This window comes from Paraflavisolibacter caeni (assembly GCF_025628885.1).
GTDB classification, from domain to species: domain Bacteria; phylum Bacteroidota; class Bacteroidia; order Chitinophagales; family Chitinophagaceae; genus Flavisolibacter; species Flavisolibacter caeni.
Map to the genome: position 1 here is coordinate 1 of NZ_JAOTIF010000008.1, position 25,332 is coordinate 25,332.

Here is a 25,332-nt window from a genome sequence, read left to right on the forward strand (position 1 = left end):
TCTAAGCGAAGTTGTAAATCATTTCTTGAATAGAGCTTCTCAAAGGGAGAAAATGGCACAGAAAACCTATGAGGTGCATAAGGATAAACGTTCCGAAGAACTCAAAGAAGCCTTACCAGAGCCAATTGGTATGAATAGGAGCTTCATACCCGACGAGACATATGTTCTGGTAGGATTTTATAAAGGTGTAAGCCATCTTGATTGGATATTACAAAATAATCTTTACAACGTAAGGATAGGAGATGTAAAAGGTTCTTTAAGACTTGGCTTAGAAAAGTTGAACGCTAAGTATTTATTGCTTCACTCATATGGAGAGACAAAAACTAGCAAACTCTTCAAGTTATCTGATAAAGGCCCTCGAATATTAAGTAAGCAAGAAATGATGGAGAAGAATTACCCTGATCCTAGAAATGATTTCTATCTGGTTTTCGATATTATTTCTGAAGCAGAGATGGAATTTGCTGGTATGAACTGGGATATAACAAAATTGCCTAACTATACCTATGGAAGGAATTCTTCTATACCGTTTGCGGTTTCCATAGTGGATTTGATGAAGGTATTGATCAAGTAAACTGTATCGTGGTTGTTCCGAACAATCGTAATCATAGCCGCAGGATAGTAAACCAACGAGGAACTCCTATGAAAAGGTTTTCGCTGCAATGAAGTTGGTATTGGGCGCTAATAAGCTGAAACAAGACAATATAAAGTTAGGGCCCACGCGCAAATCGATATTTTGCTAAGGCCTAGTAGGTTTTTTCTATTTTAATACGAGCAAACCAATCTGCTTTTTCGCTCTTTTTTGAACTATCTGCGTATTTTGGCTTGGTTGAATAGTTTCAAAAGATTTAGGCTTGGATTTTTTAGAGCTAGTTTCACTTACCGTTTTCTGAGTCTAGGATTACTAGCCCAATTAAGGCATAACCAATAATGTCCCTTAGAGTATCTTGGATACTCTCAAAATTTGGTGCTTCTCCTTGACATAATTTTTTTTCAATTAGAGTCTTATATCTTTTCACCTTATCCCATAAGTGAACCATATTACCATTTAGTCCTAAGTCAAAACTTGCACCTCCGTAGTCCTCATTTTTCTTAAGCAAGACCTGTATTACTTCTTCTGTAATACTTTTCAGATGTTGCTCATCTAAAGTGTGATAGTTTTCCATAACTACTCAGTGAATTGCTTTTAATTGTTTACGTTCGTGTAATTCATTTAATAGTGGATTGGAAAATTTTATTGATGGCTGCTTTGTATGAAATGCAAATAGAACTTTAGCCCAATCATCAAAAAAATCATCGTCGAAAGTTATCAGTTTTTTAGTATTTGACTTCCTCAACTCATCTTCAAACTTTTCCAGTTTAGCAATTCTAGCATCAAACTCTGCCAAGTTGTTAAAGCTTTTTTTATAAGCAAAATAGTCGTCCTTACATTCCGTAAGATTAGCAATTGTTTCAACTTTCTTTTGGAAATCCTTATAATAATGGAGATTATTTACAATATGGTAATAATAACCGACATCTAGCCCTAATATCTTTGCAAAATATTCTTGAATAAAAGTGAAATTGAAAATATTTACTGCTGAAGCTCCCCAAAAGAAATCATTGGAACGCATGTGAGTAATTACGTCTAAGCTGTTATCTCTTCGTAGGAACTGTATATTATTAGTGCATGGAAAATCTTTCGTTTTTTTTAATTCATAATTGTTATCAAAATAATCTTTTGCTGGATCTGTTATTGAAATTATTCCTTGTCTGGTATAAGGATCTTTTTTAAATACTTTTTCAATAAAAGAAAATTGATCTACTTCTATGATCTTTTCAATGTGCACTTTGATGGACTTTTGATTAAGATTGTTCTCATAATCATTTGGAACGCCACTAAAATATCTTAGTCTAGGACCATAAGCCGCCCTCATACTGATGTTATCATCAGAAAAATCATACATTTTCTTCAGATAGGAACCAATCATTCCCATATCATTACGGCCAGATGATATCCAAAGAGATTCAGCATAGGGAAGCACATGATTCCAATTCCTTTCTTTCAAGGTTACAAGTCTTGAAAGGGGATTTTTTATTTTAATAATAATAGGGTGATTGAGTTCCACAGTTTCAAAATTTCTTGTTACCCTACTCTCACCATTATTTAATAATAACCTTGCTATTCCTATCAAAAAAGAGTTAATACCATCGAATTCTTGTATGTACATGATATATAAGGTTAATGTAATTCGTTTAAAACCAATTATAATTAAGACTCAGCAATCACAAACGCAACCGAATTGTTTGACGAATGTGTAATGCTTATGTGCCATAAATTTATACCCATTTCATCGGAAATTATTTTTATTTGACCTGTCAGGTTTATGTAAGGTTTTCCCAGACTGTTAGGAAGAATTTGAATATCTAATAAAGAAATACCATCTTGCATCCCAGTTCCAATACACTTTAAAACTGCTTCTTTAGCAGCGAATCTTCCAGCAAGAAATCTACTTGACTTTTCTTTGTCATATAAATCAAGTTCTTGGGTTGAAAAAATCCTTTTCAACACTTTGGTGTCTGAATGCCACTCAAGCTGTTCCGTTATTCTGTGTTCAACAATATCACATCCAATGCCTACAATCATTTTGATTTAATATTTGTTTGCTGCTTAATTGCTTTCACCGCTATTGCTCCATAATCCTTCAGAGATCGAATTACTTTTTAGAGGCTGAATATTTTTATTAATACCCCATTTTGGAGGAAACCAAAAGTTAATGGGCTTTGAACTTGCTTTAAAAACTTGCTTTATCCTTAATCTCTCACTATTTCCTTTGATTTGTGGATGTTTCACTCTTGCATACTTATCCACCTCGCAAAACAAGTTCTGACAATCAATAAGCTGTAGTCTTCGCCCCCACAAACTTTTAAAAGACAATCCTAATCTTTCAAATTCCTTCTCTTGTCTATCAGTCATTAACTTAATTATTTCGACGTTGCTTAAGCCTGCACTGTCTGAAAAACATTTGCTAATTCCACCTTTTGCTCCAGGACCGGGAACAACAAACTCTGATTCTGAGAAGTTTATTATCGGTGAGTAGTTAAGGTCTATTAATAACTGATAAGCTAAGAAATCACCCAAGCTTGGGAAATTCTTTATAATTTCAAATGCTTGTTGCATTGATTTTGCAAACATCAGTTTCTCATGCGTTTGTTTTTTTAAGATTAGTTCAATTAGTTTTAAATGATTGGTATGCTTTCTCACAAAACCGAAGTATGATTTTCCAGAAGGCATTATATACGCCGCAGAATAGATTCGCCTTCCACTCGCAATAGCAGCAGTAAGAATACTATCATACAGGTCGAAATCATAATCCTCAAACGTTATAGTTCCAATTTTTAAATTAAGAAGTTCCCATGTTTCAATTTTGTTGAAAAGTTTAAACAGCAGAATTCTAAACAAGACTTCTTTAGGAGAATCTGGTAAATTCTCATTGTAAATAACATGTTTGATTAAATACTGACTAACTCGATCGGCAGCGCGATATACATTCGTGAATTTGTATTTGTTTATAATTGGATCAGATGTCCAAGGATAGGGTTTTTCTTCTAATCGATTGAAGAATACTTCTTGTCTAATAGATGCAAATCTCCAATAGCTATCATAAACTTCTGTGGTTTTTGCAGGTGATAGTACACTATGTATCGTTAAAGCAGATTTAACTGCAGATGTTTGGGCTTTAGATGTCACTTTTTTAATTTCTTAGTCTATGAACAATTCGACAAAAATAGTTTTCTCGCACGAGCTAATTGTAGAGTTTTGCCAGTAAATCCTGGGCTTCAACTTTTGTCAAATGATCAAGATGTTCAACACCAACATAACAGTTGAATCTTTCAAATTCTATTTGTAGTTCGTTCGCTACAAACTTTCCAAGATTTATAAGCCCAAGCCAATTTCCATAAGCTCGCCGGTATAGATATTGTACCGCATAAAAGCTATTCATGACAAGACCACCGTTCGTTGATTGGAAAAATGTAATGTGCTGCAAACACGGAAATCCCTGGAAAGGTCTGTTAGTGTGATCCTTTTGAGGATCAAAGATTGATGCCTGTAGCTTTGAACGTCGCTTAATGTTTTTGTTCTTTAATGATGAAATGATAATTTCTAACTGATTTATTTTTTTGTCTTTTCCATCAAACGCTATCAATCTTTCAAAATAGGTCCCGTTGCGATTACTTGAATCTATCTTCTTTATACGGGGCAAGTTTTTAACATATTCTTTATAAAGTTCTGATCTGTTTTGCCCCAAAAATTGATACAGAGAATTTGGGAAAATCGTTTCTGAAACAGTTTGGATTGATGCTAATCGATTGCTTTGCAAATGTGAATCTAAAATTTCTCTCACGTTGGAACACTCCTCGAATTTTGTAAGTGTTACGATCAATGGAGTAATCTCATGAGGCGAATTATTAAGAGTACTTTCCAACGCTCTGCGCCAGGCATAGGACAAATTCTCTTCTTCTAATAATAATGGACGTGTATTCATAATTAATCTATTTCGTTTTCTAAGTGCCGATTTTCGACAAGTCCTACGTAACGGAAGTTCTGTATTCTCACGAAAGAGCTGACCGCTCCTTCATTTGAAGTCACTCGAACAATTCCAGGCCTAGCTGCTATATATCCAGTGCCGATTGAAGTTTGTTGAACTTTTTGTAAATGGTCGCCTTCGACAATAAAGTTTGATGGAAAGATAATATAATTCGATACCTCTAAATCTATAACTGATATCTCTGACTTGCCGTCAAAAATCTTGAAGTATGAATTGTCTGCACTGCACGTAAACAAGTCTTTAAATATCTTGGCGGGTTTGCTCTTCAGCAGAATACTAGCTTTGGCTTCGTTTATAATTTTGTTAGTCCTACAATGAACAATCAATGTTTGATATCCTGTTCCAAAAATTGAACTTATCATATAGAATTCGAGAGGAGAAGCATTTTGCGCCGTCCAATTTCTTTTCGCAAATTCCGCCTGAATACCAGCAATTGGCATTAACAATGCTCCTGCAAAGGAATCCACTAAAAACTCCTCGCTTTCGTTGGAGGTTGATGGTTCTTCTGTATGCGATAAGCCATCTATCTTGGAGCCATGTTTAAAAACATGGTGCCCCAGCTCATGTCCACATGTATAGCATCTTCTTGGGAGAGGACGCAGGCTCGACAGCACGATTGTAGGGTGCGTTTCATCCTCCTGAACCAAATACATGCCTTCCATATTTATGTCAACAAATCTGACTGTTACCCCAAGACTGATGCAGGAATCAAAAATATTTACTGGTTCAAAAATATCTAAACCTAACTGCATTCGAATTTCATCCGCTTTCAATAAAGCCTTCCTGTATAATTGATTCATTTATTGTTACTTTGGTAGGACTTTTAAAAGATGTAGCAATTTTTGAATGTCGTCTTTACTTAATTTGCTCAGTTCTCTTGCCGCAAACTTGTACTGTTCATTCTCAGATTCTTGAAGTAAAAGCCAGTCACTATCTACTTGATACAAGTTTGCAAACTGAATTATTTCTTCAGCACTTACTTTTCTGTTACCTGCCTCTATCTCTGAAATTGCAGGTCGTGGTATTCCCAATTTCTTTGCAGCTTGTTCTTGCGATAACCCAGCAAGCGTTCTTGCCTCTTTAAGTCGGGCGGCAATCTTTTCCCGATCATTACTTATGTTGCTATTTTTCATTTTGAGCTTCTTTAATAAGTTTTTGAGCAGCTTCTTTGATTGTTAGCTGTTTTAGAGTTTTTTTATCATGAAAAATGTAGCAATTCTCAGGGATATTTACTTCCAAAGAATCGGCTATACGTCCCATTAAAGTGACTAGAATTTGGCTACTTATAAATTTTCCGGGACAAAATTCAATATTTACCACAACAGCGTCAATTTTCAATTTATTTTTAATTTCATCAACAGCTTTGATGATTTTTGCTTCGACTACAGCATTGTCAAGTTTAGTCATACTGTATGATTTTCTTACAAATTTATGTAAGAAAATCATACATACAAAATTTTTATTTTTCTGTTATGGCATTTTTAGGAACAAAAAATCTATTGCAACTTTTGAAGGGTGCGGATATCATTACACCTTTTAATCAAGATCGAATAAAAAATGGCTCCTATGAGTTATCCCTCGGTGATCAGGTATTTCAGACAGACACTAAGCCTCGTTCAGTAAAATCATTGAACAGCGGCCAAAAAATTCACATAGAACCAGGACAATTTGCATTACTTCTTACAGAGGAGACAGTAAAAATTCCAAAGGACAAAATAGCTTTCATATCTATTAAAGCAGGAATAAAATTCAAAGGGCTCGTAAACGTGTCTGGCTTTCATGTTGACCCAGGATTTGAAGGTAAATTATTGTTTTCTGTTTATAATGCTGGTCCGGCGACAATTGTATTAAGCCGTGGCTCAAGATACTTTCCTATATGGTTTGCAGATTTGAATGAATCCCAGGATTATGTTGGGACACACGATAAGCAGGTTAATATTCCCAATGAACCCGTAGAAGCTTTAAGTCAAGGAGAAATTGCTTCACCTAGTGTACTTAGTGCAAGAATTGATGATGTAAAACATATGAAAACAAAAATCGAATGGGCTGTTTTGGCAATCTTGACTTTGATGATTGCCCTTTCGGTAAAATTTTGTACTGACGCAAATAAATTAAAGGAAGCAGTGGATTATGGCTACAAAAAGAAAACAGAGGAAATTATCCATGATTCCACGTACAAAAAGATGCAATCAGGCATCAACATACTTAGTAACAAGATTGACAGTTTAATAAAAGTCACAACACAGCGATCCGATTCAACCAAGCATAACAAAGTTAGGCAGTGAAAATTGAATCAGCCCATTGGCGACACAGAATCAAAAAAACAACAGTTTTCATTAGCGGTTAGTTCAGTTCGGCGACTTCGTCCTGAATCAATGGGTTGTGGAGTGATTCAGGGGTGTGCTAATGTAGTAAATATTTTTGTTAGGTGAGGTGGGCAAATAAAATTTTGAAATATTCAAATCCTTGATTGATATATTCCTTATATTTTGCTTATTTGAAAGTAAACAATTAACTAAGAAAAATATTGTCGGGATATAATTGTTCAAAACCGCATCTATCTCAAAATTTCGTACCCACAATAGAAAATTAATGGTTTAAATTAGGAATTCAAACCAAATGAATTTATACTTTTATGTTTTGGAAACTTTAAGGTAACAACCGTAAGCGTTTACCAAATCGTAAACTAAAACTAATGCAAATGAGTATCACCCCTGAATTGCTTGAACTAGTTAGTAGCGATGTTCCAGCACCCCCAACAAGGTTTCGTACAATCTTCGACATTTCTGGCAATACGTATGATGAACGTGTGTTCAGTCGTTGGTACGAATACTTCCTGGATAAACAAGAAGATCACGGACTTTCAGATCTGTTTTTAAGGACTTTGTTATCGCTTTTAAATTCCGATCTGAAGTTCACAGATTATAAGGTCGCTCGTGAAGTACAAACCCGAAAAGGAAATTTTATTGATATTCTTGTCATTGGTACTGGAGTGGATGAGGGAAAGTTTCTCATAATCGAAAACAAGGTCAATCATATTTTAGACAACGATCTACAAGACTACTGGGATAGCTGTCCTGGAAAAGACGAAAACAAAGCAGCAGTTTTATTAACTGTGGGTAGACACCACACCCCAGCCAATGTTAGGAACTTGTATAAGAATATTCTCCACAAAGAATGGTTCAGTGAATTGAATAGAAAAATGGGAAGTATTGATCTAACACCAGAACAGAAGCACCTGTTTTTCCAATTTGCAACCGCTATAGAAAACCTTAGTAAAGATTTACATATGAACGAGCAAGTTTTATTCTTTCTAAATAACATCACTCAGATTAATAAAATACTGGCCACCAGAGAACAGGCGACATTATATATTCTTAATCAGCTTGAAGCAGCAGGGGAACAACTTGGATTAGAGGTAGGTGCCAGAAGAAGCGACTTTTACCGGACTTTCCAATTTCCACAGATTAATAATATTTTTTACACTATTTTATACGACCAGCTACTAACTGATGAACAAGTGATCAGAGTCTTTTTAGAAGTAAATGGAGCTAATCTACAACGCTTAGACGAACTAGATAAAACCTTATTACCTGAAATACAGAAAAAAGGCTTATTACATCGCTCAAAAGAGAACTCATATTACGCTCATTACGTTGGAAAGGCTTACATGATTACCAGGGAAGACATGGCTAACCTAGCCCACTTCCTTGCTAATGCTATCAACGAAGACTTCTCCCAAATAACGGAAAAGACAGTTGGTATTCTACACTCACCTGTTGAAATAGAAAGCTGATGGAATTTGTAAAACTATTTGTGACCCTTATCTCTGACAAACAAGCCACCTACGAAGAGTTTGTTGGTTTCTGGAAATAACAATATGAATATTCTAATGGACACTTATATACTGACAACATCTTGCTAAAAGAAATCTCCTATGAAAACTCACTTGCCCTTTTTCGTTGGAAAATGGTATGAACTTGAGCACGAAGAAGCAGGGTACATTTCAAAAAATATCAGCGAAAGTTAATATCATCAACCAACTACGAGGAGCGTTTGATAACAACACATTCGTACAAAGTTTTGGATGGCTGACCCCAGACTGGAAAATCGTTCTGATACCAAGGTGTTGATGTGGTAAAAGATATTTGCAATAAGATTAAAATACGCACGAGATAAATTAAACAAATTCAAACCTATCAATGAAACCATTTCATCAAAAGTTTACTATTCATCCAGTTGGGCAAGGACTATTTTACAGTTGTATTATTAATCATAATAGCCAGGTTAAGTTTCGAATGGTTTTTGATTGCGGGAGTAACACAGCGAAAGCTTGCCAGGCAGAAGTTTCATTATATAGAGATACAGACTATCTGGATCAGAAAACTCTTGATCTGTTGGTTATTTCTCATTTTGATTCCGACCACGTTAAATATGTTGGTTTATTGCTCCAGGATGAGATAAAAATCAAAAGATTGGTAATGCCCTTTATAACTTTTGAAGAGCGACTTTTTTTAGTTGCCAGACATTTATGTCATTCTGAGGGCTTTAAAGCAGAAGATGATTTTACTCTGCGATTTATTATCGATCCAATAGGTACTATAAATGATAATTTAGATGGCGATTCTGAAATTTACTTTATAGAAAGTAATCAAGACAATCCCATTCCACCTGTCAATGGCGATCCACGTGAAAGCGACGAAGGTTCAAGTAATGAAACAAGATTCTTATTCGATTTTAATCGTTCTGCAAAAGAAAATTTAGATTTGGGAAGTTTAATTTATACCTCTTCACCAACCAAAGGGAAAGCATATAAAGTAAAAGACACAAATAAGGGAAAGCTGAAAAGCACCGTTGGTATTTCAAAATTAATGGAGTTCTTATTTTACAAAAGAGCCATTAGCAATAAGGAAGAAGATTTTTTTAAAGAGGTTGAAATTTTATTTTATAAAAAATTTGGTATTGATAATTCTTTACCGGTAAAGGAAAAGTTGCAAGAAACAATTGAAAAAGTAAAGGGCATAAACTCAGCTACATCTATAAAAGCCATTTTTAAAGAGGCCGCAAAGAATGTTGTACTTATTACCAAAGAGCGAATTAAAATAGATGATTTAAATACCACAGCCCTTTGTTTATTGCATAGAAATCTAAATGGAATATTCGACTTTCTTGAAATTGATTATAAGGAGTACGATTATTATTTCGATTTTTATCACAAAAACATCCGGCAGATTCAAAAGTTCATGCCTTCTTCCTCAAGATTAGAAACAATTTGGACTGGCGTAAATGGATATTACAGGCATTATAGAGAATGGTTGGATAATGGGCATTTCTTTTATCCAAACGTCCTCCTCACTGCTGATACCTTCTTGTTAACAAAGGAACAGGTGACGGAGTTTTTAAATAAGTATCAACATTATTGGAATGATTTCTGGCTATTTCAGATTCCTCACCATGGTTCCGAAAACAATGGAGATAAACTACTTCATTCAAGTATACCAGTACGTAGCTACAATTTCATTAATTATGGTATTGGAAATAGAGATGCACATCCTTCAGAAAGAGTAATAAAAGATTTAGTAGCTACCGGCAATTCTTCAAGGCTGGTTTCTGTAAACCAGGTTTCTGGTTTAGTATTTGAATTTATTATTTAAAAATGCTGATGCTGAAATTTGTTTACTGATTGATTAGGTTGATACTTTTATCAATGATCAAAATGATCACTTTAATCTCTTTGATTACCGCAAATACAGAGAACCTCTTTATAAGAACCTCTTGTATTGATGCCTATTGCCGATAGACTTTCAAATACATCAAGACTGCTCGTTAGTGATCGGTTAATCAGAGCAATAGCAGTATCAAAGAACTCTTAGAAGCTAATTAAGAGATAATAACTATGCGGCCTCTTGGAATGCAGTAAAACACCTTGTATAGACAGCAATTAGCTCCTAAAGTTTCTTTAATTTATTTAAAGCATCTCCTGTTAAGTCAATATCACTAGTATTCACCTTAGAATATGCCTCAAGCAAGCCATAGGTAGCTTTGTAAATATTTTTGAATTGTTGTGTTCTTGCATCAAAGCGGTCATTTAACGAAACGTCAAGATTTCTAAATAATCTGTCAATGCGCTCGATCCATTTCCTATCCTCAGGCTCATTAGAAGTATACAATTGTTCAAATTCTTTAAAACCTATTACTTCAAACTTTCTTTCAGTGTCATTTGAAGCCTTTTTTATCATCATGTCACCTAATGCCGATTGCCAATCTCTAAAAATCCATGCTTCAACTCTTGACATTTCCTTTATTGTAGTCTTAACTGTCTCATTGATAATTTCCTTATCAACCTTTGAACATTTAATTGTTGTACAGATTAAATCACTAACTGCTTTCGCTAAATTCTGCTTGGTTTCTTCAGATAATTCTAATGGTATTTCAACCTTTTCTTTAAAGCAATATTCGTCTATAATCTTTTCAATATTGACACCTAGCTTATTTTTGTCTTCTTTCTGAAGGCTGTTAATTGGTAAATTCCAATGCTCCGCCAAATTTTCCAAAACGGATTGTTCAATGTGTTCTCCATCTGCTAAGCTCTTCTCAAACTCAGTGATAGCTTTTTCGATATATTTATAGTCGTCGGTCTTTTCAACTTCTATATAAGATAGTTCAATTTTAGAAGCTCTTATCCATCCTATAAGAGCAAGTAACCTATAAATTGAGCTTATATATTTGTAATCGTTAAAATAGTTCTTCGGTGAAATATCAAGAAGAAAATACCCTCGATAAAATATTTCTTTGATTCTATAAAGTAGTACAATTGACGAAATCATTAAAGGGTTGGCATACTTTCTAAAAGTTTGTCTCCTTTTCGCTTTTGTGTTTCTTCTTTCCGTAAGAATAGGAAACCAATAATCTTTCGTCAAAATTGTCAAAACGGAAATACCTGCACCAATTATGGCAGCAGCAATAGCTCCGATAGCAACATCGGGAATTTTAAGAAACGTCAACATATGGTTATCTACAACGATTAGAAATTTGCACTCAACCGGGTGTAAAAGAACATCAGTCCTCAAGCTGTAACCTCTAAGAAGGCCTAAGTACAAAACATATTCAGTTATCCACCTATGTTCCATCTACTGAAATTACTGTCAATGGATGCACATAGCTTATGATTTATCCATCCAGCTCTACAAATGTAAAATCCTTGTTGGTATTAGGCTTTCTCAATCTTTTGTCAACTAAAGCCAAATATTTCATGCCTGATTGATCGAAAATATCTTCGGCTCTCTCAATTTGTAAAGCGGAATAAACTGCATTTGCAAATCCTGCAAGCCCACCCACAACAGTATCAACGGTCGTTGCGGTTTCTGCAGTTTCTGCGATTGGAAGCCCTATAACTGCAGCAGTTATTCCACAAATAGTTCCAAATAAAACGCCACCTAACTTACTTTCATTCATTTTTGCCGATAATTCAGCTTTTCTAATTTTTAATTCTTGTACTACTTCATGGAAAAGAGCTGAACCTTCTTCCATATTTGGATTTAGAACAATTAGTTCAACTTTATTTTTGAACGCTTTAAGTAAGTCTAAATTCTTGTCTTTAAATGCTCGTAATTTAACAATATCAATTTGTTCAGGAAAGGGGATAAGTTCATTTAAAATTAGCTCTCGCTTCTCGCTTGCCTTCTTTGATATCTTGAAATCTTGCTTTGATTTAAAAACTGCCTTAAATCTCTTTTGTATTTTGTCTGTGGTAGGTTGATATTTAAGTTTACCGCCTAAAACAGAAGCAAGAAATGTCATGAGTTCATTAGCTGTTTTTTTTTCAACAATGAACCATTCATCATCTTGCCTGATTGCAAGACCTGCCTGCTTCAACTGATAGAAAATTTCACCATCAAACTTGTCTACATGAATTCTGGGGTTATTCAAAGTAAATTTGTCTCTGTGAATTCTTCCCAAACTCCCATTTAGGAAAGCTTTTCTTCGCTTTTGCAAATCAAAATCATCATCGTTTAAGTATTTAATAAATGGCCGTGATATTTCCAAAGGATGATCTAACACTTCTATTGGGTTTATAGGCTCTATTAGTTCATTACGTACCATTTCCCTCATAAATGGGTTATAGTTATCGGGCTCATAAAAATATCTCTGTGGTACAATAGATCCCACTCTGTCATAGTACAATAGGGTTCTTGCAGTCCAAGCGGTCTCTGGAACATTTATGTATGGGTAGTAAAGTAAGTTTTCCATAAAAAGTATTAAGGCTTACTCGCCAACGGTTGTTTTGGTTATTTCTTATCGCTAAGGTATTGACTAATCTGTTATCTCAATGTAAATTATAAGTCTCTTTAAAGTTCTAAACATACTTATTTACTTTCAATCACTGATGCTTTGCAATAATCACACACGTATAAGTTTTAAAACGCGTATTGCCATTACTTCTTGCATAACCAATCCCAACATCCACAAGATTATGACTCCAACTATCCATACCCAGCAAATGTTTGCGGTGATCCAATGTGGGTACGCCATCATCAACAATCAGCATCTAAATAGAATCTTCACCTGTCAAACCACCTGCATTGCAGGACTCAAAATAGTTATACTGAGGATTCTTTAACCATGTAGGCTGCAATGCATAACCTGCTTTATGAATGTAATGATTGATGCCATATCCATCCGGGTCCACATGGGCGAAATAGTTCCTTGTGGCCATATCGAGGGCTTTGGCTACCCTGGCCAAGGTATCATTCCACTTTAATTGATGCTTGGGCTGTACATCATCAAACTGCTGAAAAGTGTTTCGATAGGCCTTAGGATTGATTCTGATTTTATTCAATAGCACAAACGCAGCCCTCGCTTCGCCCTTATCTACCTTGGGTCCAGATGTCGAAAATGTGATGCATAAAAGATTACAGAGTAAAAGAATAGCTTTCATGTAAGAAAGCTGTGGGCTTTTTTTATTACGATTAAAGCAAAACTATATAAATAAAAAAGCGGCACATGTGCCGCTTCGACTTCCTATAATACATTTGGATCAACAATCACTCTCTTGTCACTACTAAGCCCTTTAATTTTTTTTAAAACATTTTGTGGCCCGTTTTTGATAACAATAACGTGGTTAATAGTACTTCCTTCATTATCTGTATCTTCATCCCAATAGTATTCAAGTTCACCTAATTCATCCGGTGTAATACCTTAATGCTCTGCTAACTTTCTATCTCTTTCTGACTCTTGTTCATCCATCCATAGATCTTTAAAACCTGCCATAATTGTAAATTTAAATGTTATTAAGTTGTTATTAGTGTCTTTCTATTTAGTATATAAAGCAACTAAATTACCTTATAAATATACCAAAGCATTAGATAGCCAAAAAGAACAGAAAGTTCACTTTCAAACTTTGTTTCCTGGCCCCAGTATAATTCGTAACCTTCAGCAAATGCTTTTTTCACTAATTCTAAAGATTTAAAGGACTTGTATTTGGCCCCTTTATAACCATTTATTGAATTATTACATTTTACCCAATCAGTAAAAACACCAGTTTCCATTCCCTCCCAAACTACGTATACTTTCTTTGCCATAGAGGTACTTTGATTTATGTATTATTCATTGCTTCCTAAAAAGTAAACCGGATGCAAAGGCAGCAAATTTTTATCTTCATCATTCATCTCATTATAAAACTGCTGCCATAAGGAAATGAGTTCATCTCCATCAATCAGCTTAATATGAACGTTTGCCTCTCGGGCAAAGCGCTCTGCCTCAGGACTAAAACGGCCACTAGTGACAAATAGGCCCACCTCTTCTCCGCTATTGATTAATCCTTTCAAACTTCGTATCGCATCCGCTGCAATTGGATTTTGTGGGTAATGCTTTACTTGTACTTTCAATCGCGGGGTCTGTACTCCCAAAGGGTCTTGATATGCAATTATATCAATACCGCCATCTTTCCCTTTCGGTGAAACAAAAGGAGTATAATAATTCATTGCTCGTAATAATGCAGCCACTAAATCTTGAAACTCATAAGGATTCTTTTGATTGATAAAGTCTTTGATGCCTGCAATTGCCTGCTCTTCTAACTGATCCAAATTTGCTTTTTGGACCTGTTCGCCACTTTCTTCCAATTCTATTTCGGCATCCTCTGTTTTGCTAACTTGTTTACTTTCCGCTTTCCACTTACGGTATGCTACAGTAGCTGATCCTAAAAACTCTACAGGACTAAACTTTTTAAAAGCTTGCTCTCCTTCTGGTGTGATATACCAAATACCTTTCGTTTTTCTAAGATATCCGGCTTTTATACAATCAATTGTATAAAAGTGTAGAATAGATTGCCATCGAATATTTCCAGTTTTTTCCAAAATGCCTTTTTCCCAGTCAGAGAATTGGACACGCTTACTAATTTTATCCAATACTTCTTTTCCAGAAAGTTGCCCTCCTTCTTCTTTCAATATCTTAAATGCCTCAGAAATTGTTTTTATAGCAACAGCTCTGGAAGGTGATACATCATTCAGTTCTTTCATGTTATATCTGTTTTATCAACACGTTTTAAAATCAAGTGTTAACTCTGGTAGTAAAACTTTTACTTCTTTATCTTTTTCAAGGTTATACCAATAAACAATAAAATTCACTTTAGCTTCTGATATCTTATAGCCATTACTTGCCAAGCTATTTATCTTTTCCAAAAAAGGCTTTGAGAATTGAAGAACAGTCTCGCCTTTGCTATTGGTTAACCCTTCAGGTGTAATATTCAACATATGGCCGCTCCGTAAATGAGCTAACCTGTGTTGTACAAATTCAAAATAACCAAGCTTCACATCGTGATGTGTTAGTAACAAGGTAATGGCATTGACAGACGGATAATGGAAATTATCTTTTGTATAGGTAAGATTATTTACAAGGAAACCCTGCAAATAAGTGCCAGTATAATGAATAGCAAGGTTGGATTTTGCTCTTGTTAACGCAACATACAGCTGACGCTTACTTTCATCCGGAGCAATGTCAAACTTATTGAGCAGTAAAAACGTATTATCAAACTCCTTACCCTTGGCTTTGTGTATGGTAGAGACAATAATGACATCACCCGTAATGCGCACGAAATCCTCAAACTTTGACTCCATCAGAAAAGCCTTCCAGTCGCTCTTATACTTACTGGCTGGGTTTATGCGCTCAAAATCTTCAATGATATACCGACACCACTCCAACTTGTTGCTTTCTTTGAACTCCTTGTTCAATTTGTTTTTGGCTTCTTCCCAATCTTCGTCATTTATGACAGGATTATTTTCTTGCTGCTGGTTTACCATATTTGTAAAAAAACGCAGCTCGCTCAAATGATACAGCTTAAAGTTATCATTACTTTGAATGAGACGGGCCGTATAGCCTTGCTTCAGGAGGAGCCCGGTTAGCTGTGCTGCTTCATCGTTTGTTTGGGTAAGTACACAAGTAGATCCTGCAAGACCGGTGGCATTTATATCGTCAACCAGTGGGGCGATCAAATGATCTGAAGCATATTGAACAATCTTTATATTCCCTGTTTCACCAGGCTTGTGAGGAGCTATAGGCTGATCCTTTAACCGGTTGGGCAGTCTTGTTGCCCATTGATTCGCCAGGTCTACTAAATTGGCTTTGCAGCGATAGTTTGTTGTTAACTCGTACTTTACAGCGCCAGCCTCAATTAACTGCTGCATATACTTTGAGCTTGCCCCACGAAATCCAAATATATTCTGATCGTCATCACCCACCAGGATCATACGCAAATCCTCGTTCTGCTCAATTAAGGTTTGTACAAGGTTGTACTCATCGAGATTCATATCCTGAGCTTCATCGATCACTAATACGGTGCGTGTGATTTTACTTGGCTCAATATCTCCACTCTTTATTTTTTCAATTGCTGTCCGGATAATTGAATCTGACTGAGTCAGGTTGCCTACTTTACCTAACAGGTCAAAACAGAAGGAATGGAAGGTTTTGATGTCGACGAAATTGGCAGCGTTTCCAATTAACGCTAGCAGGCGTTTCTTGAATTCTGTGGCAGCAGCCCTGGAGAATGTAAGCATCAACAACTGTTCGTGTTTTACATCTTCCATTAAGAGTAAGGAGGCTAATTTGTGGACCAGTACACGGGTTTTGCCACTGCCCGGACCGGCGGCTACTACTATAGGCTTGTTGGTTTTATCCAGAATGATCTTCTGTTGTGCAGGAGAAAGATCGAGGATCAACTGCCGGAACTTTGCAGGCGTCATGGTTCTTCCGATTTCCTCCTGCCTTTCTTTGCCTGGGAAATATTTATTCAGGAACGAGGTATAGTTTAGTCGGAAATAATCATCTACAAATTGCAGGGCGTCTTTGTAGTCCTGAATCATCTTTTTGGCATATTCACCTACTATATGAATTTGATGCACCTTACTTTGGTAAAACTGGGACAACTTCTGGTAGTCGGAGTCCTTGTACTGGATCCTATTATTCTGTTGCAATTTTTTAATTTCCAACTTATTGTATACCACCAGGAAGCCACCCTCAATTTTAATTGCTTCTATCCTGGACAGGTAAAACAGGGTATCCTCTATATCGTCGAGGGAAACTTTCATGCTAAACAGGCCAGATCCTTTCTCTGCAGCCTCTTTCAATTCTAACTCTGAAAACTCAATGAGCACTTCATCTGCGTCTATTTTTGAATCTTTCAGGTCATTGATCTTTTGGTACAGATATTCAATAATAAAACGGGCTAAGAAATGCCTCTTGGCCATTTTATCTTTAAGTTCATCTTTTGCACTGAGAACTATTATTTGAATCAGATTTTTAGTGTATTCAAGTGGTTCCTTTTTGATCCAGTTCTTGACAGTCCAGAAGTTGAGCAGCGTTTTTATTTTATTGAGTGATACATCTTTACAACCGCTTTCGCTGGCCTGTTCGTTGATCTCTTTTAAATTGTAAGTAGCTTCTTCTCCGTCTTTCAGTGTCTTGAAGAAAAACTCTTCGAGCATCCGGTATTTTTCTACAACAGCTAATGAACGGTTGCTGTTCTCTCCTTTTCGAATAAAGGCGGTTAGGTCTTTAGCTCCTGCAAGGATCTTTTCATCACTCAGGAGGTTGACAATTTTGATTACTTCTTTATTGTCTATGCCCAGGTGATCGGAGATATAATCTATCCTGGATTCTGCTATTTCTTCTGTTGCCAGCCGCTTGCTCTTACTGGAAAACAGCTTTTTGATGATCCTTTCGGCTCTTACCTTTTCCTCATCATTGAACTTTGCAGAAACTTTGATCTTTTCAATTGCCTCCTGCGCAGTCTTTGCCAGGATACTATCGGCATACACCCGGGGTTTGTTCTGTCCTCTTTTTATATAACGAGCATCTTCAAGGGCTGCAATGGCGGTGATCACCCTTGTCTCAACATCTTTAATGTTATCATCCCAACCAGCTTTCCTTGCTATTTCCAAGGCAGAATTGGTTACCCTATCTTTTGTCTTCGCCAGTTCTTTAATTGCTTTCCAGATCTGGTTGATTTCTTTACAATTCAGCTTTGTCTGGTTGAGCAGGATAAAGTGCTTGTCCAGATCTTCTTCATTAAACAGCACATAACAGTCTGCTACTATGGTTTCCTTCCGTCCTGCCCGGCCTGCCTCCTGCACATAGTTTTCCAGAGAGTCGGATATTTCATAATGGATGACCATACCCACATTGTCCTTATCCACGCCCATACCAAAGGCGGATGTAGCCACCATAATTTCCACATCTCCTTTTATAAAAGCTTCCTGGTTCTCTATCTTTTCATCTTTGTCCATCTTGCCATGGTAGGGTTTGGCATTAAAGCCATCATCGCACAATCGCTTTGCGAGCTGGTAGGCCCTTTTGGTACGGGATACGTATATGATGGTTGGGCACTGCTTTTCATCAAGCAGCCGCCGCACTTCGGCATACTTTTCTTCATCGCTTTCCTTAGGAAATACCTTGTAGTGCAGGTTGGTACGGGAAGCGCTGGCTCTGAATATTTCCAGATCCAGTTCGAGGTTTTCTTTGAAATAGGTGCGAATGTCTTCGATTACTTTTTGTTTGGCTGTGGCCGTGAAGCACGATACCGGTATCTTCTCTTTGAGTCCTTTCTTTTCCTGTAAGTTTTTAATGAATTCTGCGATATAGAGGTAATCTACCCGGAAATCCTGTCCCCAGGAGGAAAAACAGTGCGCTTCGTCAATGACGAAACGGGCTATCTTTCTTCCCAGTAAGAGGCGCTCTATGGTAGCAGACCTCAGTGACTCGGGCGATATATACAAAATGTTGGCAATGGCAGTATCTTTCTCTATCCCTTCTATGCGCTCTATGGCGTTTTGACGTGCAACAGGATCAAGCAGCCCATTGATGGTGACGGCGTCATTTATATCTTTCCCTATTAGATTATCTACCTGGTCTTTCATTAAAGATTGCAAGGGAGAAATGACTACAGTGAGGGCCCTGGCATTCTCTCCACTCATGAGGGCCGGAATCTGAAACGTAATGGACTTACCTCCTCCTGTTGGGAATACTGCCAGTAAAGATTTGTTGTTTATGGCTGCTCGTACTGCATTTTCCTGCAATGGTTTGCCATCATAGGAGCGAAAGGAGGTATGATTGAAATACCGGTTTAATGCTTTGACAGGATCTAAGGCTGCATCGCAGTAGGAACATCCAGTAATACATGGATTGTTTTTGAGCAGGAACATGATCCGGTCCACATCCGGGAATGAATGCAATACCCAGGAAGGTGTAATGGAGTTCCTGTTAGAAACATTGATCAAGGCTAGGCAATAGGCTAACGAGACAGGGCTTTTTGCGATGAGATTTCCGAGATCTGCGTTTTGACAAATCTTATTTTCAAATGTTGAGCAGATGAGGCTTTCCAGTTCGTGGCTAGAAATGGGGTTTGCGTAGTTGAGGAATGAGAAGAAGCAGGAAAATTCGGTTTGCTGGTGCAACAGGTTGAAGTAGATGGTTTGAAGGGGTTGGGAGAGCTTGTTGAAAGCTGCCACTTCATCGTAAAAGAGATCTCTCGCTTTTTTGGAATCGTTTACAGGGTTGTTTCTTTCTTCCGATTGCAGTTTATCGTCCTTCAACAAGCCGTGGTACGGGTATGAAGGGAAGAGCAGCGGAGAAAGAAAAAGGGTATCAATGGCATTGTTGATGCCAAAGGTATTGTTGCCCGTGTGTTGCTGGAGGTAAACAAGGTCGTGCCTGAAGATGTTGTGCCCGCAGATGAAATCGCTGCCGTTTATGAATTCGAGGAACTTGGGTACGGAGATGTCGTGGAAAGTAGCGCCGTCGGCTTTTAGGCAGCCAATATCTGAGATTTGGCTGGTCTTTGGGATTGTTTCCAGATCAAAAAAAGCAACAGTTTTCATTGGCGGTTAGTTCGGTTAGGCGACTTCGTTCTGAATCAATGAGTTGTGGGGTGATTCAGGGTTTTGCTAATGTAATAAAATATTTTATTGCATAAGTGAGAATTTCAGTTAACAAAACTCTACCTACAAACTGACCGAAAAAGAGGTATGCTTACATTATCAATTTACTTTTGCAGTTAGAACAAGAGTCATAGTTGGTGTGATTACTAAATCATCGCTAGGCTCCCCTATATCTTTCTCATCTGTTGGCTTTGGACGAATATCTATCTTCCATCTAACACGTTCCAGTTTACAAAGCTCTAATAACTCTTTGAGTGTAGGCGATTCTTTCAGTGTTATTGAAAAGCTCTCTGTATTCCCTTCAGTGTCTTTCAACTCTATTCTATTTGTAGAGAGCTCTGAAGAAAGTAATTCAGCTATAGGCACTTTCCTTGAAATAATTGGATACCAGACAGATTGATCTACAACATAAATGTTTATCAGCCTAATATTCTTTACAACATTGTTATTTAAGAAAAGTTTTATTCCACGAATAGTTTGAGCAAAAGGATGAATTGGGTGCCATGGTCTACTTCGTCCTGACGCGATCGGCCCTAAATGAACTATTTCAAACTTTGCATTATCAATTTGAACCAAACCTGCACATATAGCCTCGGGAATTATTGATAGATCACGTCGATCATGATGATATCCTCTTAAATCACGTCTTCGTGCTGCGATAGCAAATATTGGAGCCTTGCCATAACGGAAAACATAGGAGGGCCGCTTATCCAGGGGAATCCAATCAGAAGAGCTCTCGAATAAATTTGCTTCTTTTGCTTTCTTCAAGAAAGATTCTGCCTGAGCACCTTCTTTAGGGGAATTATTCTCACGGCCAACGCTCACAACCGAACACTCCTTATTGTTGTTTTCTGGTAATGGCAACCTCGACTTATTTAGGATAACCTTAAAGGGAATTGGCTCATCGGTTTGCGTATTAGCAGCTACTGTATAGCCAATTTCGCTAAAATGTACGATCCCTTGGGATAGAATATCAATTGAATTTTCAGTACTTGGCCAATACCTTACTTGGTTTGCCAATGCATCGAGATATTGAGGAATTTCATTATGATTGTTATAAAAAACTGGAATAATTCCTAATCGCGCTTGTAGAAATGATGAATCAAAGCGTTCTCTTTCCTTCTGATCTACCAAAGCAAAATGCGGATACGGTCCAGAACCATGATGATAAATAATTTCACTAAATAGATTCACTAAGTAATCTTCTAAGATTCCAGATCCTATAAACAGAAGGGAGCGACGGCGGAATACCTCGGAAAAGGCTCGCCTAAAGTGTTCATCAGCATTAATAGCTCTTTGATATTGTTGATGGCCAACAACCAGTTGATTGATTAGCAATCTGCGTCTATCTGGATCTCTTATTATTTCTTCAGGCTTTTCGACCTGACCTCCTAAAAATCCTTGAAGAGTCCAGAGTATTGGGTATGAATCTTCATCGAGAGAACGTAGAACTTGATGACAGTCTTCAAGGCTCCTGCCCATTACTACGGGATATGGTCTTTTACGCGGAAACTCTTTATTAGTTTCATCTATAGTGGCAGCGCTCCAATAAAGATCATCATAATTTGTTGTTAACACCAATGGCCAAAAGAGTTTAGCAAGTGCCTTTGTTTGGATTGGAATTTTAGGTTCATCTTTTTCCTTTGAGTCACACGCTTTTAGAGCATTACGATATTTAACCGCACGACTTTCATAATCAAGTGCCCGCAAAGCTGTTACTGCAATATCTGCAATTCGGTATAACTCATATGCCTCTACTCTTTTATTTTCCTCTAATGCTTTCGGTATGGCAATACCTGCTTCTTTTGCAATCTTTTTTATAAACTGGGTCCAATCAGTGCAAGTAGGGCGACTCATGCCAGAACCAATAAATGGAACTAAAATGCCTTGTCGGTAAAGAGCAGCAATATGAGAGACTACATCTTTAAATTCAAGACTCATATATTATTATCTTTAATAGTAATAGCTTTTTTTACATCTTTTATAATCTAGAAATCTGTAATAATTATATTATTACAGATCTCTTTGCATAAGTGAACTATATTAAGTCTCAGTTCAGAAGAAAGTTGCCATACCAAATCTTTTCCTTAGGGTAGCACCAATTATTTTTGAAGCTTGTTAATACATACATTAAATTTACAATATATTTCTGCAATTTCAAATAGCTTGGTTGTATAATCTGAAACTTTCCTATAGGGAAATACGTTGGCATGTAAGTCAATGTCTAAAAAAGCCCTTAAAATATTCTTCTTTCCTGATCCTGAAGCTTGGAAGAATTTCGACTTTGAAAGCGATCAAAACACTGTTGATTTTTTGGAAGACATTCTATTAAAGGAACTTATTTTCGATGTTTGTAGTTGTATCTTCTTTTTGCAGTACATTAATTAGCTCAATCAGATTAAAAATCTCATTTTTTATAGTTTCCAGTTCTCTTACATTCATCTCATACATCTGTTGCCGTCCTGAGTTGGGAAGAATCGATGAATAGCCCCTTGGAAATTTCTGAAAACGTTTTCCAATTTAAAGTATACTGGATAGTTTTGACTCCAGTGTGCCGATTAACTCTTCTCTTTTTGATATAAAGTTTTTTGGTAATTGAGCGTTAGGTCTATAGCTCTTTTTATTTGACCAGTATATTTTCAATAGTATCTAAATGTAATGAGGGCAACTCGTCCGGATTTCGATAAAGTGCAATTAGTTTATCTTGAGAAATAGACCGTTTATACTCACTTGTAGTTTGTGATACATCCCAAGCAGCATTCCAAATTGCAGCCAAAACCCGGCACCCCCTTGCCATACATTCTACCGTTAGTTCGCCAAATTCATCATGCAACTCCTTGGCGATGTTTTGGTGCCCCTTAGCTTTTTTATACACTTCAACTATGTCTTTTGGATTAATGTCAGTTTGCGTAACCTTCATCAACTGCAGGACCGCAAAACCTGCTTCCTGACCATTTCCAATCGGTATTAATAGCTCCTGCATGATCCTGCTTTCATTATCATTGATTATTTCCTTAATCTTTGGAAGCATGACGTGAATAAAGTCATCTATCATGTTATCTTCATAAGCTACGTGTACACCGTTTCCCGGGTTTATAATCTTTTCGTACGGTATGCCTTTGGGATGACGCGAGCCGCCACGTGGAGGGGTATACATTATGGTTTCATTGTCAGCAGGATCACCGTCGCTCATAAAAGAGCTATGTAAGGGCTGACAGGCATCACCAACATAGTGCGCCAATACTCCAGCGCCGAAAATAAACTTGTCATGTTCACGGTTTTTCAATGCAGCTACCATGTAATCAAATATCTGCCATACCCTGAAGCAAAGAAGACCTCGTTTCTTTTTTTCACGCGCATCAGGTGTATGTCCCATTGCTTTATCTACCTCATTATAATAATGCTGCCAAGTCTGTACAGTTAGGTCTGCAGCCGTGGGACAAAAATCATATAAATTGCCGTTCTCTGTAACATAATCTGCATCAGCATAGTGATTGGGGTTTTCATCACCTTTGCGTCCCCATTCAAAACCTTTTGGATTCCCTTCTTTATCGATATATGACTTTGATTGCTTCCAAATAATATCTGGCACATCTGCTAAAGGACAAAAACCTTCGTCCGGATTTTTGGAGAGGTCTGGATTGTCTTTAGCAGCCAAGTCTCGGGTAATTTTCCTTGATTGAAAACTGATATTGTTGATGTTGGCTCTCATTAAAGCTGCAAGATTTTCATTCAGGATACAATCAATGGCCAAGCTACCAACCGAATAATGGCCCACCTTACCCCACGAGTAATCAAGGGCTACGTTACAGCCCCGAACAAGTTCCACATCAAGTTCACGGCAAATGTTGCTAAGTGCAGTAGACATTGAGTAACTGAAATGTTTCTTTTGATTACCTACAAAGAATTGGTGCTGGCCCCAATGTAAGGCAAATGGTTGCAATTTTGGTTTGTTATTTTCGTCTATTGTTTCAAGTAACCACAGCATGCCACTATCCCCATAGTCAACACGAAGTGTTTGGCCATTACGACCACCAATTAAAAAGTCACTCACATACTCAACGCCCCCAACAGACTTATACCGGTAAAAAAGGGCAAGTATTTGGCCTTCCGTTAAATGGGAAATAGCACCGTATCCCCGCACCAAGCCATTTCCTGCGGGCAATTTTTCTTTTTTATCCTCACCATTCTTAAATGTATAGGTTGCAATCAATGACAGATCAAGATTGAATGTGTTTAGATCGTAAAGTTCATCCAATTCGCCAATCTCCAAAATTGCTGTTTTCCACCGATTGATATCGGAAACTTTAATGAGGCCAACGTCGCAATTAACTTGCATATTTTTAACCGCCCATTCTGGATACCACCTTGCAAACTCAGCCTTGCTTATAGCTTTTCCGCTGCTGATACCTATAACGATTGGTTTGTTGCCAAACAGTGTTTCTATTTCTTCAGCACTCTCCCCCGTTACGTGCTTATTAGTCAGTGCAAAATATGAATGCCCATCTGTAACCAGGCAAGCCACCGTCGCTACATGGTCACTTCCTTGAACATTGACAATAACAGGAAATCCCCCGCCAACCAAATTGGTTGGGAAAATGAGTTTATCAAAGTTTACCAAGTTACTTCCAGTATTATTTTGTGGCGCTTCAACAACACAGATGGGAACTACCCGCCCATCCGGCATAAAGACGGACCTCGGAACGATGTTGCTAGCTCCTTGTTTGATTAAATCTGCGTCGTCTTCCCATTTATTAACAAATACGAGAATACACGGCCAGGATATATCTATGACACAACTGTTTTCTATAGTTCTTTTTGAACCGCTATGCAAAGGCCGGTAGCTACCGTTCATATCGATATCTTCCTCTCTAATCAGGTATCGCCCAATGGCCGTTGCTACAACATTTCTTTTGTTAATCAAGTGTGCGTGAAAAGTGTCTCTTGCCTCGATTAAATCTTTAATCGAAAGACTGCTGAAATTATAACGGCTGTTAGTTTTATTTTGCATATCCATTCATTTTGAATCTGAAATAATTGCGTTTAGGCAAATAATACAAGAAGGTAGGAAAATAGTCGTCCAGCGAGATATTACGTTAAACTTAAATTTTATTTTTCAATTTTCAAAACAACAACATGCAGAACCAATTTTTATTCGGATAAACAAATTCACAACTGATTGAATCGGACCTGTTTATTTGAAAACAAAGTTGGAAAATAAATTTATTGCTTCACTGAAGCCCTTTTGTTTCAATGGTGAGCAGCCGATATTAATATTATAGTTTACGATACGTTCAATGATTACTCAGGTATCAATA

Annotated in this window: 21 protein-coding genes; 4 read left to right on the forward strand and 17 right to left on the reverse strand. The window is 37.1% G+C overall.

What is annotated here, in order from left to right:
• On the forward strand, positions 1-571 hold a 571-nt coding region (locus OCK74_RS11855), incomplete at its 5' end, for a hypothetical protein (protein ID WP_279297258.1).
• Positions 572-872: 301 nt separating this feature from the next.
• On the opposite strand, the gene OCK74_RS11860 is transcribed toward OCK74_RS11855, so the two are convergent.
• Genes OCK74_RS11860 through OCK74_RS11895 form a run of 8 tightly spaced genes read right to left on the reverse strand, consistent with a single transcriptional unit; the run spans position 873 to position 5,993 of the window.
• Entirely contained in the window at positions 873-1,163 is a 291-nt protein-coding gene (locus OCK74_RS11860) for a nucleotide modification associated domain-containing protein (protein WP_279297259.1), read from the reverse strand.
• Between the two features lie 6 nt (positions 1,164-1,169).
• On the reverse strand, positions 1,170-2,207 hold the full coding sequence (locus OCK74_RS11865; protein ID WP_279297260.1) for a thymidylate synthase: 1,038 nt from the start codon (positions 2,205-2,207) through the stop codon (positions 1,170-1,172).
• Between the two features lie 41 nt (positions 2,208-2,248).
• Complete coding sequence (gene acpS, locus OCK74_RS11870) at positions 2,249-2,623, reverse strand: holo-ACP synthase (protein ID WP_279297261.1); 375 nt, start codon at positions 2,621-2,623, stop codon at positions 2,249-2,251.
• A 24-nt stretch (positions 2,624-2,647) separates the two neighbouring features.
• Positions 2,648-3,727, reverse strand: a complete 1,080-nt coding sequence (locus OCK74_RS11875) for a nucleotide kinase domain-containing protein (RefSeq protein WP_279297262.1) — start codon at positions 3,725-3,727, stop codon at positions 2,648-2,650.
• Between the two features lie 55 nt (positions 3,728-3,782).
• Positions 3,783-4,523: a thymidylate synthase family protein gene (locus OCK74_RS11880; RefSeq protein ID WP_279297263.1), complete on the reverse strand. Its 741-nt coding sequence runs from the start codon at positions 4,521-4,523 to the stop codon at positions 3,783-3,785.
• A gap of 2 nt (positions 4,524-4,525) precedes the next feature.
• Entirely contained in the window at positions 4,526-5,386 is an 861-nt protein-coding gene (locus OCK74_RS11885) for an ImmA/IrrE family metallo-endopeptidase (protein ID WP_279297264.1), read from the reverse strand.
• A gap of 6 nt (positions 5,387-5,392) precedes the next feature.
• Positions 5,393-5,719 (reverse strand): helix-turn-helix domain-containing protein, encoded by a 327-nt coding sequence (locus tag OCK74_RS11890; protein ID WP_279297265.1) that lies wholly within the window; start codon positions 5,717-5,719, stop codon positions 5,393-5,395.
• Positions 5,709-5,993, reverse strand: a complete 285-nt coding sequence (locus OCK74_RS11895) for a hypothetical protein (RefSeq protein WP_279297266.1) — start codon at positions 5,991-5,993, stop codon at positions 5,709-5,711. The genes OCK74_RS11890 and OCK74_RS11895 overlap by 11 nt, the downstream gene beginning before the upstream one ends.
• A 5-nt stretch (positions 5,994-5,998) precedes the next feature.
• Here OCK74_RS11895 and OCK74_RS11900 point away from each other — a divergent pair, with 5 nt between their 5' ends.
• From OCK74_RS11900 to OCK74_RS11910, 3 genes are all read left to right on the forward strand, one after another.
• On the forward strand, positions 5,999-6,871 hold the full coding sequence (locus tag OCK74_RS11900) for a dCTP deaminase domain-containing protein (RefSeq protein WP_279297267.1): 873 nt from the start codon (positions 5,999-6,001) through the stop codon (positions 6,869-6,871).
• Between the two features lie 416 nt (positions 6,872-7,287).
• On the forward strand, positions 7,288-8,382 hold the full coding sequence (locus tag OCK74_RS11905; RefSeq protein WP_279297268.1) for a PD-(D/E)XK nuclease family protein: 1,095 nt from the start codon (positions 7,288-7,290) through the stop codon (positions 8,380-8,382).
• Positions 8,383-8,788: 406 nt separating this feature from the next.
• Positions 8,789-10,240: a ComEC/Rec2 family competence protein gene (locus OCK74_RS11910; protein ID WP_279297269.1), complete on the forward strand. Its 1,452-nt coding sequence runs from the start codon at positions 8,789-8,791 to the stop codon at positions 10,238-10,240.
• Between the two features lie 294 nt (positions 10,241-10,534).
• Here OCK74_RS11910 and OCK74_RS11915 read toward each other — a convergent pair whose 3' ends face one another.
• The 9 genes from OCK74_RS11915 to OCK74_RS11955 all read right to left on the reverse strand — a co-directional run bounded on the left by OCK74_RS11915 (position 10,535) and on the right by OCK74_RS11955 (position 25,025).
• Positions 10,535-11,593, reverse strand: coding sequence for a hypothetical protein (locus tag OCK74_RS11915; RefSeq protein WP_279297270.1), 1,059 nt, complete (start codon positions 11,591-11,593; stop codon positions 10,535-10,537).
• Positions 11,594-11,756: 163 nt separating this feature from the next.
• The gene (locus OCK74_RS11920; protein ID WP_279297271.1) at positions 11,757-12,836 is read right to left on the reverse strand and encodes a hypothetical protein; all 1,080 of its coding nucleotides are present in this window, start codon (positions 12,834-12,836) and stop codon (positions 11,757-11,759) included.
• A 130-nt stretch (positions 12,837-12,966) separates the two neighbouring features.
• Positions 12,967-13,134: a hypothetical protein gene (locus OCK74_RS11925; RefSeq protein WP_279297272.1), complete on the reverse strand. Its 168-nt coding sequence runs from the start codon at positions 13,132-13,134 to the stop codon at positions 12,967-12,969.
• Positions 13,135-13,524, reverse strand: coding sequence for a CAP domain-containing protein (locus OCK74_RS11930; protein ID WP_279297273.1), 390 nt, complete (start codon positions 13,522-13,524; stop codon positions 13,135-13,137). It lies immediately after the preceding gene.
• A gap of 394 nt (positions 13,525-13,918) precedes the next feature.
• Complete coding sequence (locus OCK74_RS11935; protein ID WP_279297274.1) at positions 13,919-14,167, reverse strand: ribonuclease H1 domain-containing protein; 249 nt, start codon at positions 14,165-14,167, stop codon at positions 13,919-13,921.
• Between the two features lie 21 nt (positions 14,168-14,188).
• Complete coding sequence (locus OCK74_RS11940; RefSeq protein WP_279297275.1) at positions 14,189-15,103, reverse strand: restriction endonuclease; 915 nt, start codon at positions 15,101-15,103, stop codon at positions 14,189-14,191.
• Positions 15,104-15,118: 15 nt separating this feature from the next.
• On the reverse strand, positions 15,119-19,954 hold the full coding sequence (locus OCK74_RS11945) for a RecQ family ATP-dependent DNA helicase (protein WP_279297276.1): 4,836 nt from the start codon (positions 19,952-19,954) through the stop codon (positions 15,119-15,121).
• A gap of 159 nt (positions 19,955-20,113) precedes the next feature.
• Positions 20,114-21,955, reverse strand: coding sequence for an SIR2 family protein (locus OCK74_RS11950; protein WP_279297277.1), 1,842 nt, complete (start codon positions 21,953-21,955; stop codon positions 20,114-20,116).
• Positions 21,956-22,634: 679 nt separating this feature from the next.
• Complete coding sequence (locus tag OCK74_RS11955; protein ID WP_279297278.1) at positions 22,635-25,025, reverse strand: Nal1-like putative serine protease; 2,391 nt, start codon at positions 25,023-25,025, stop codon at positions 22,635-22,637.
• Positions 25,026-25,332 lie beyond the last annotated feature (307 nt).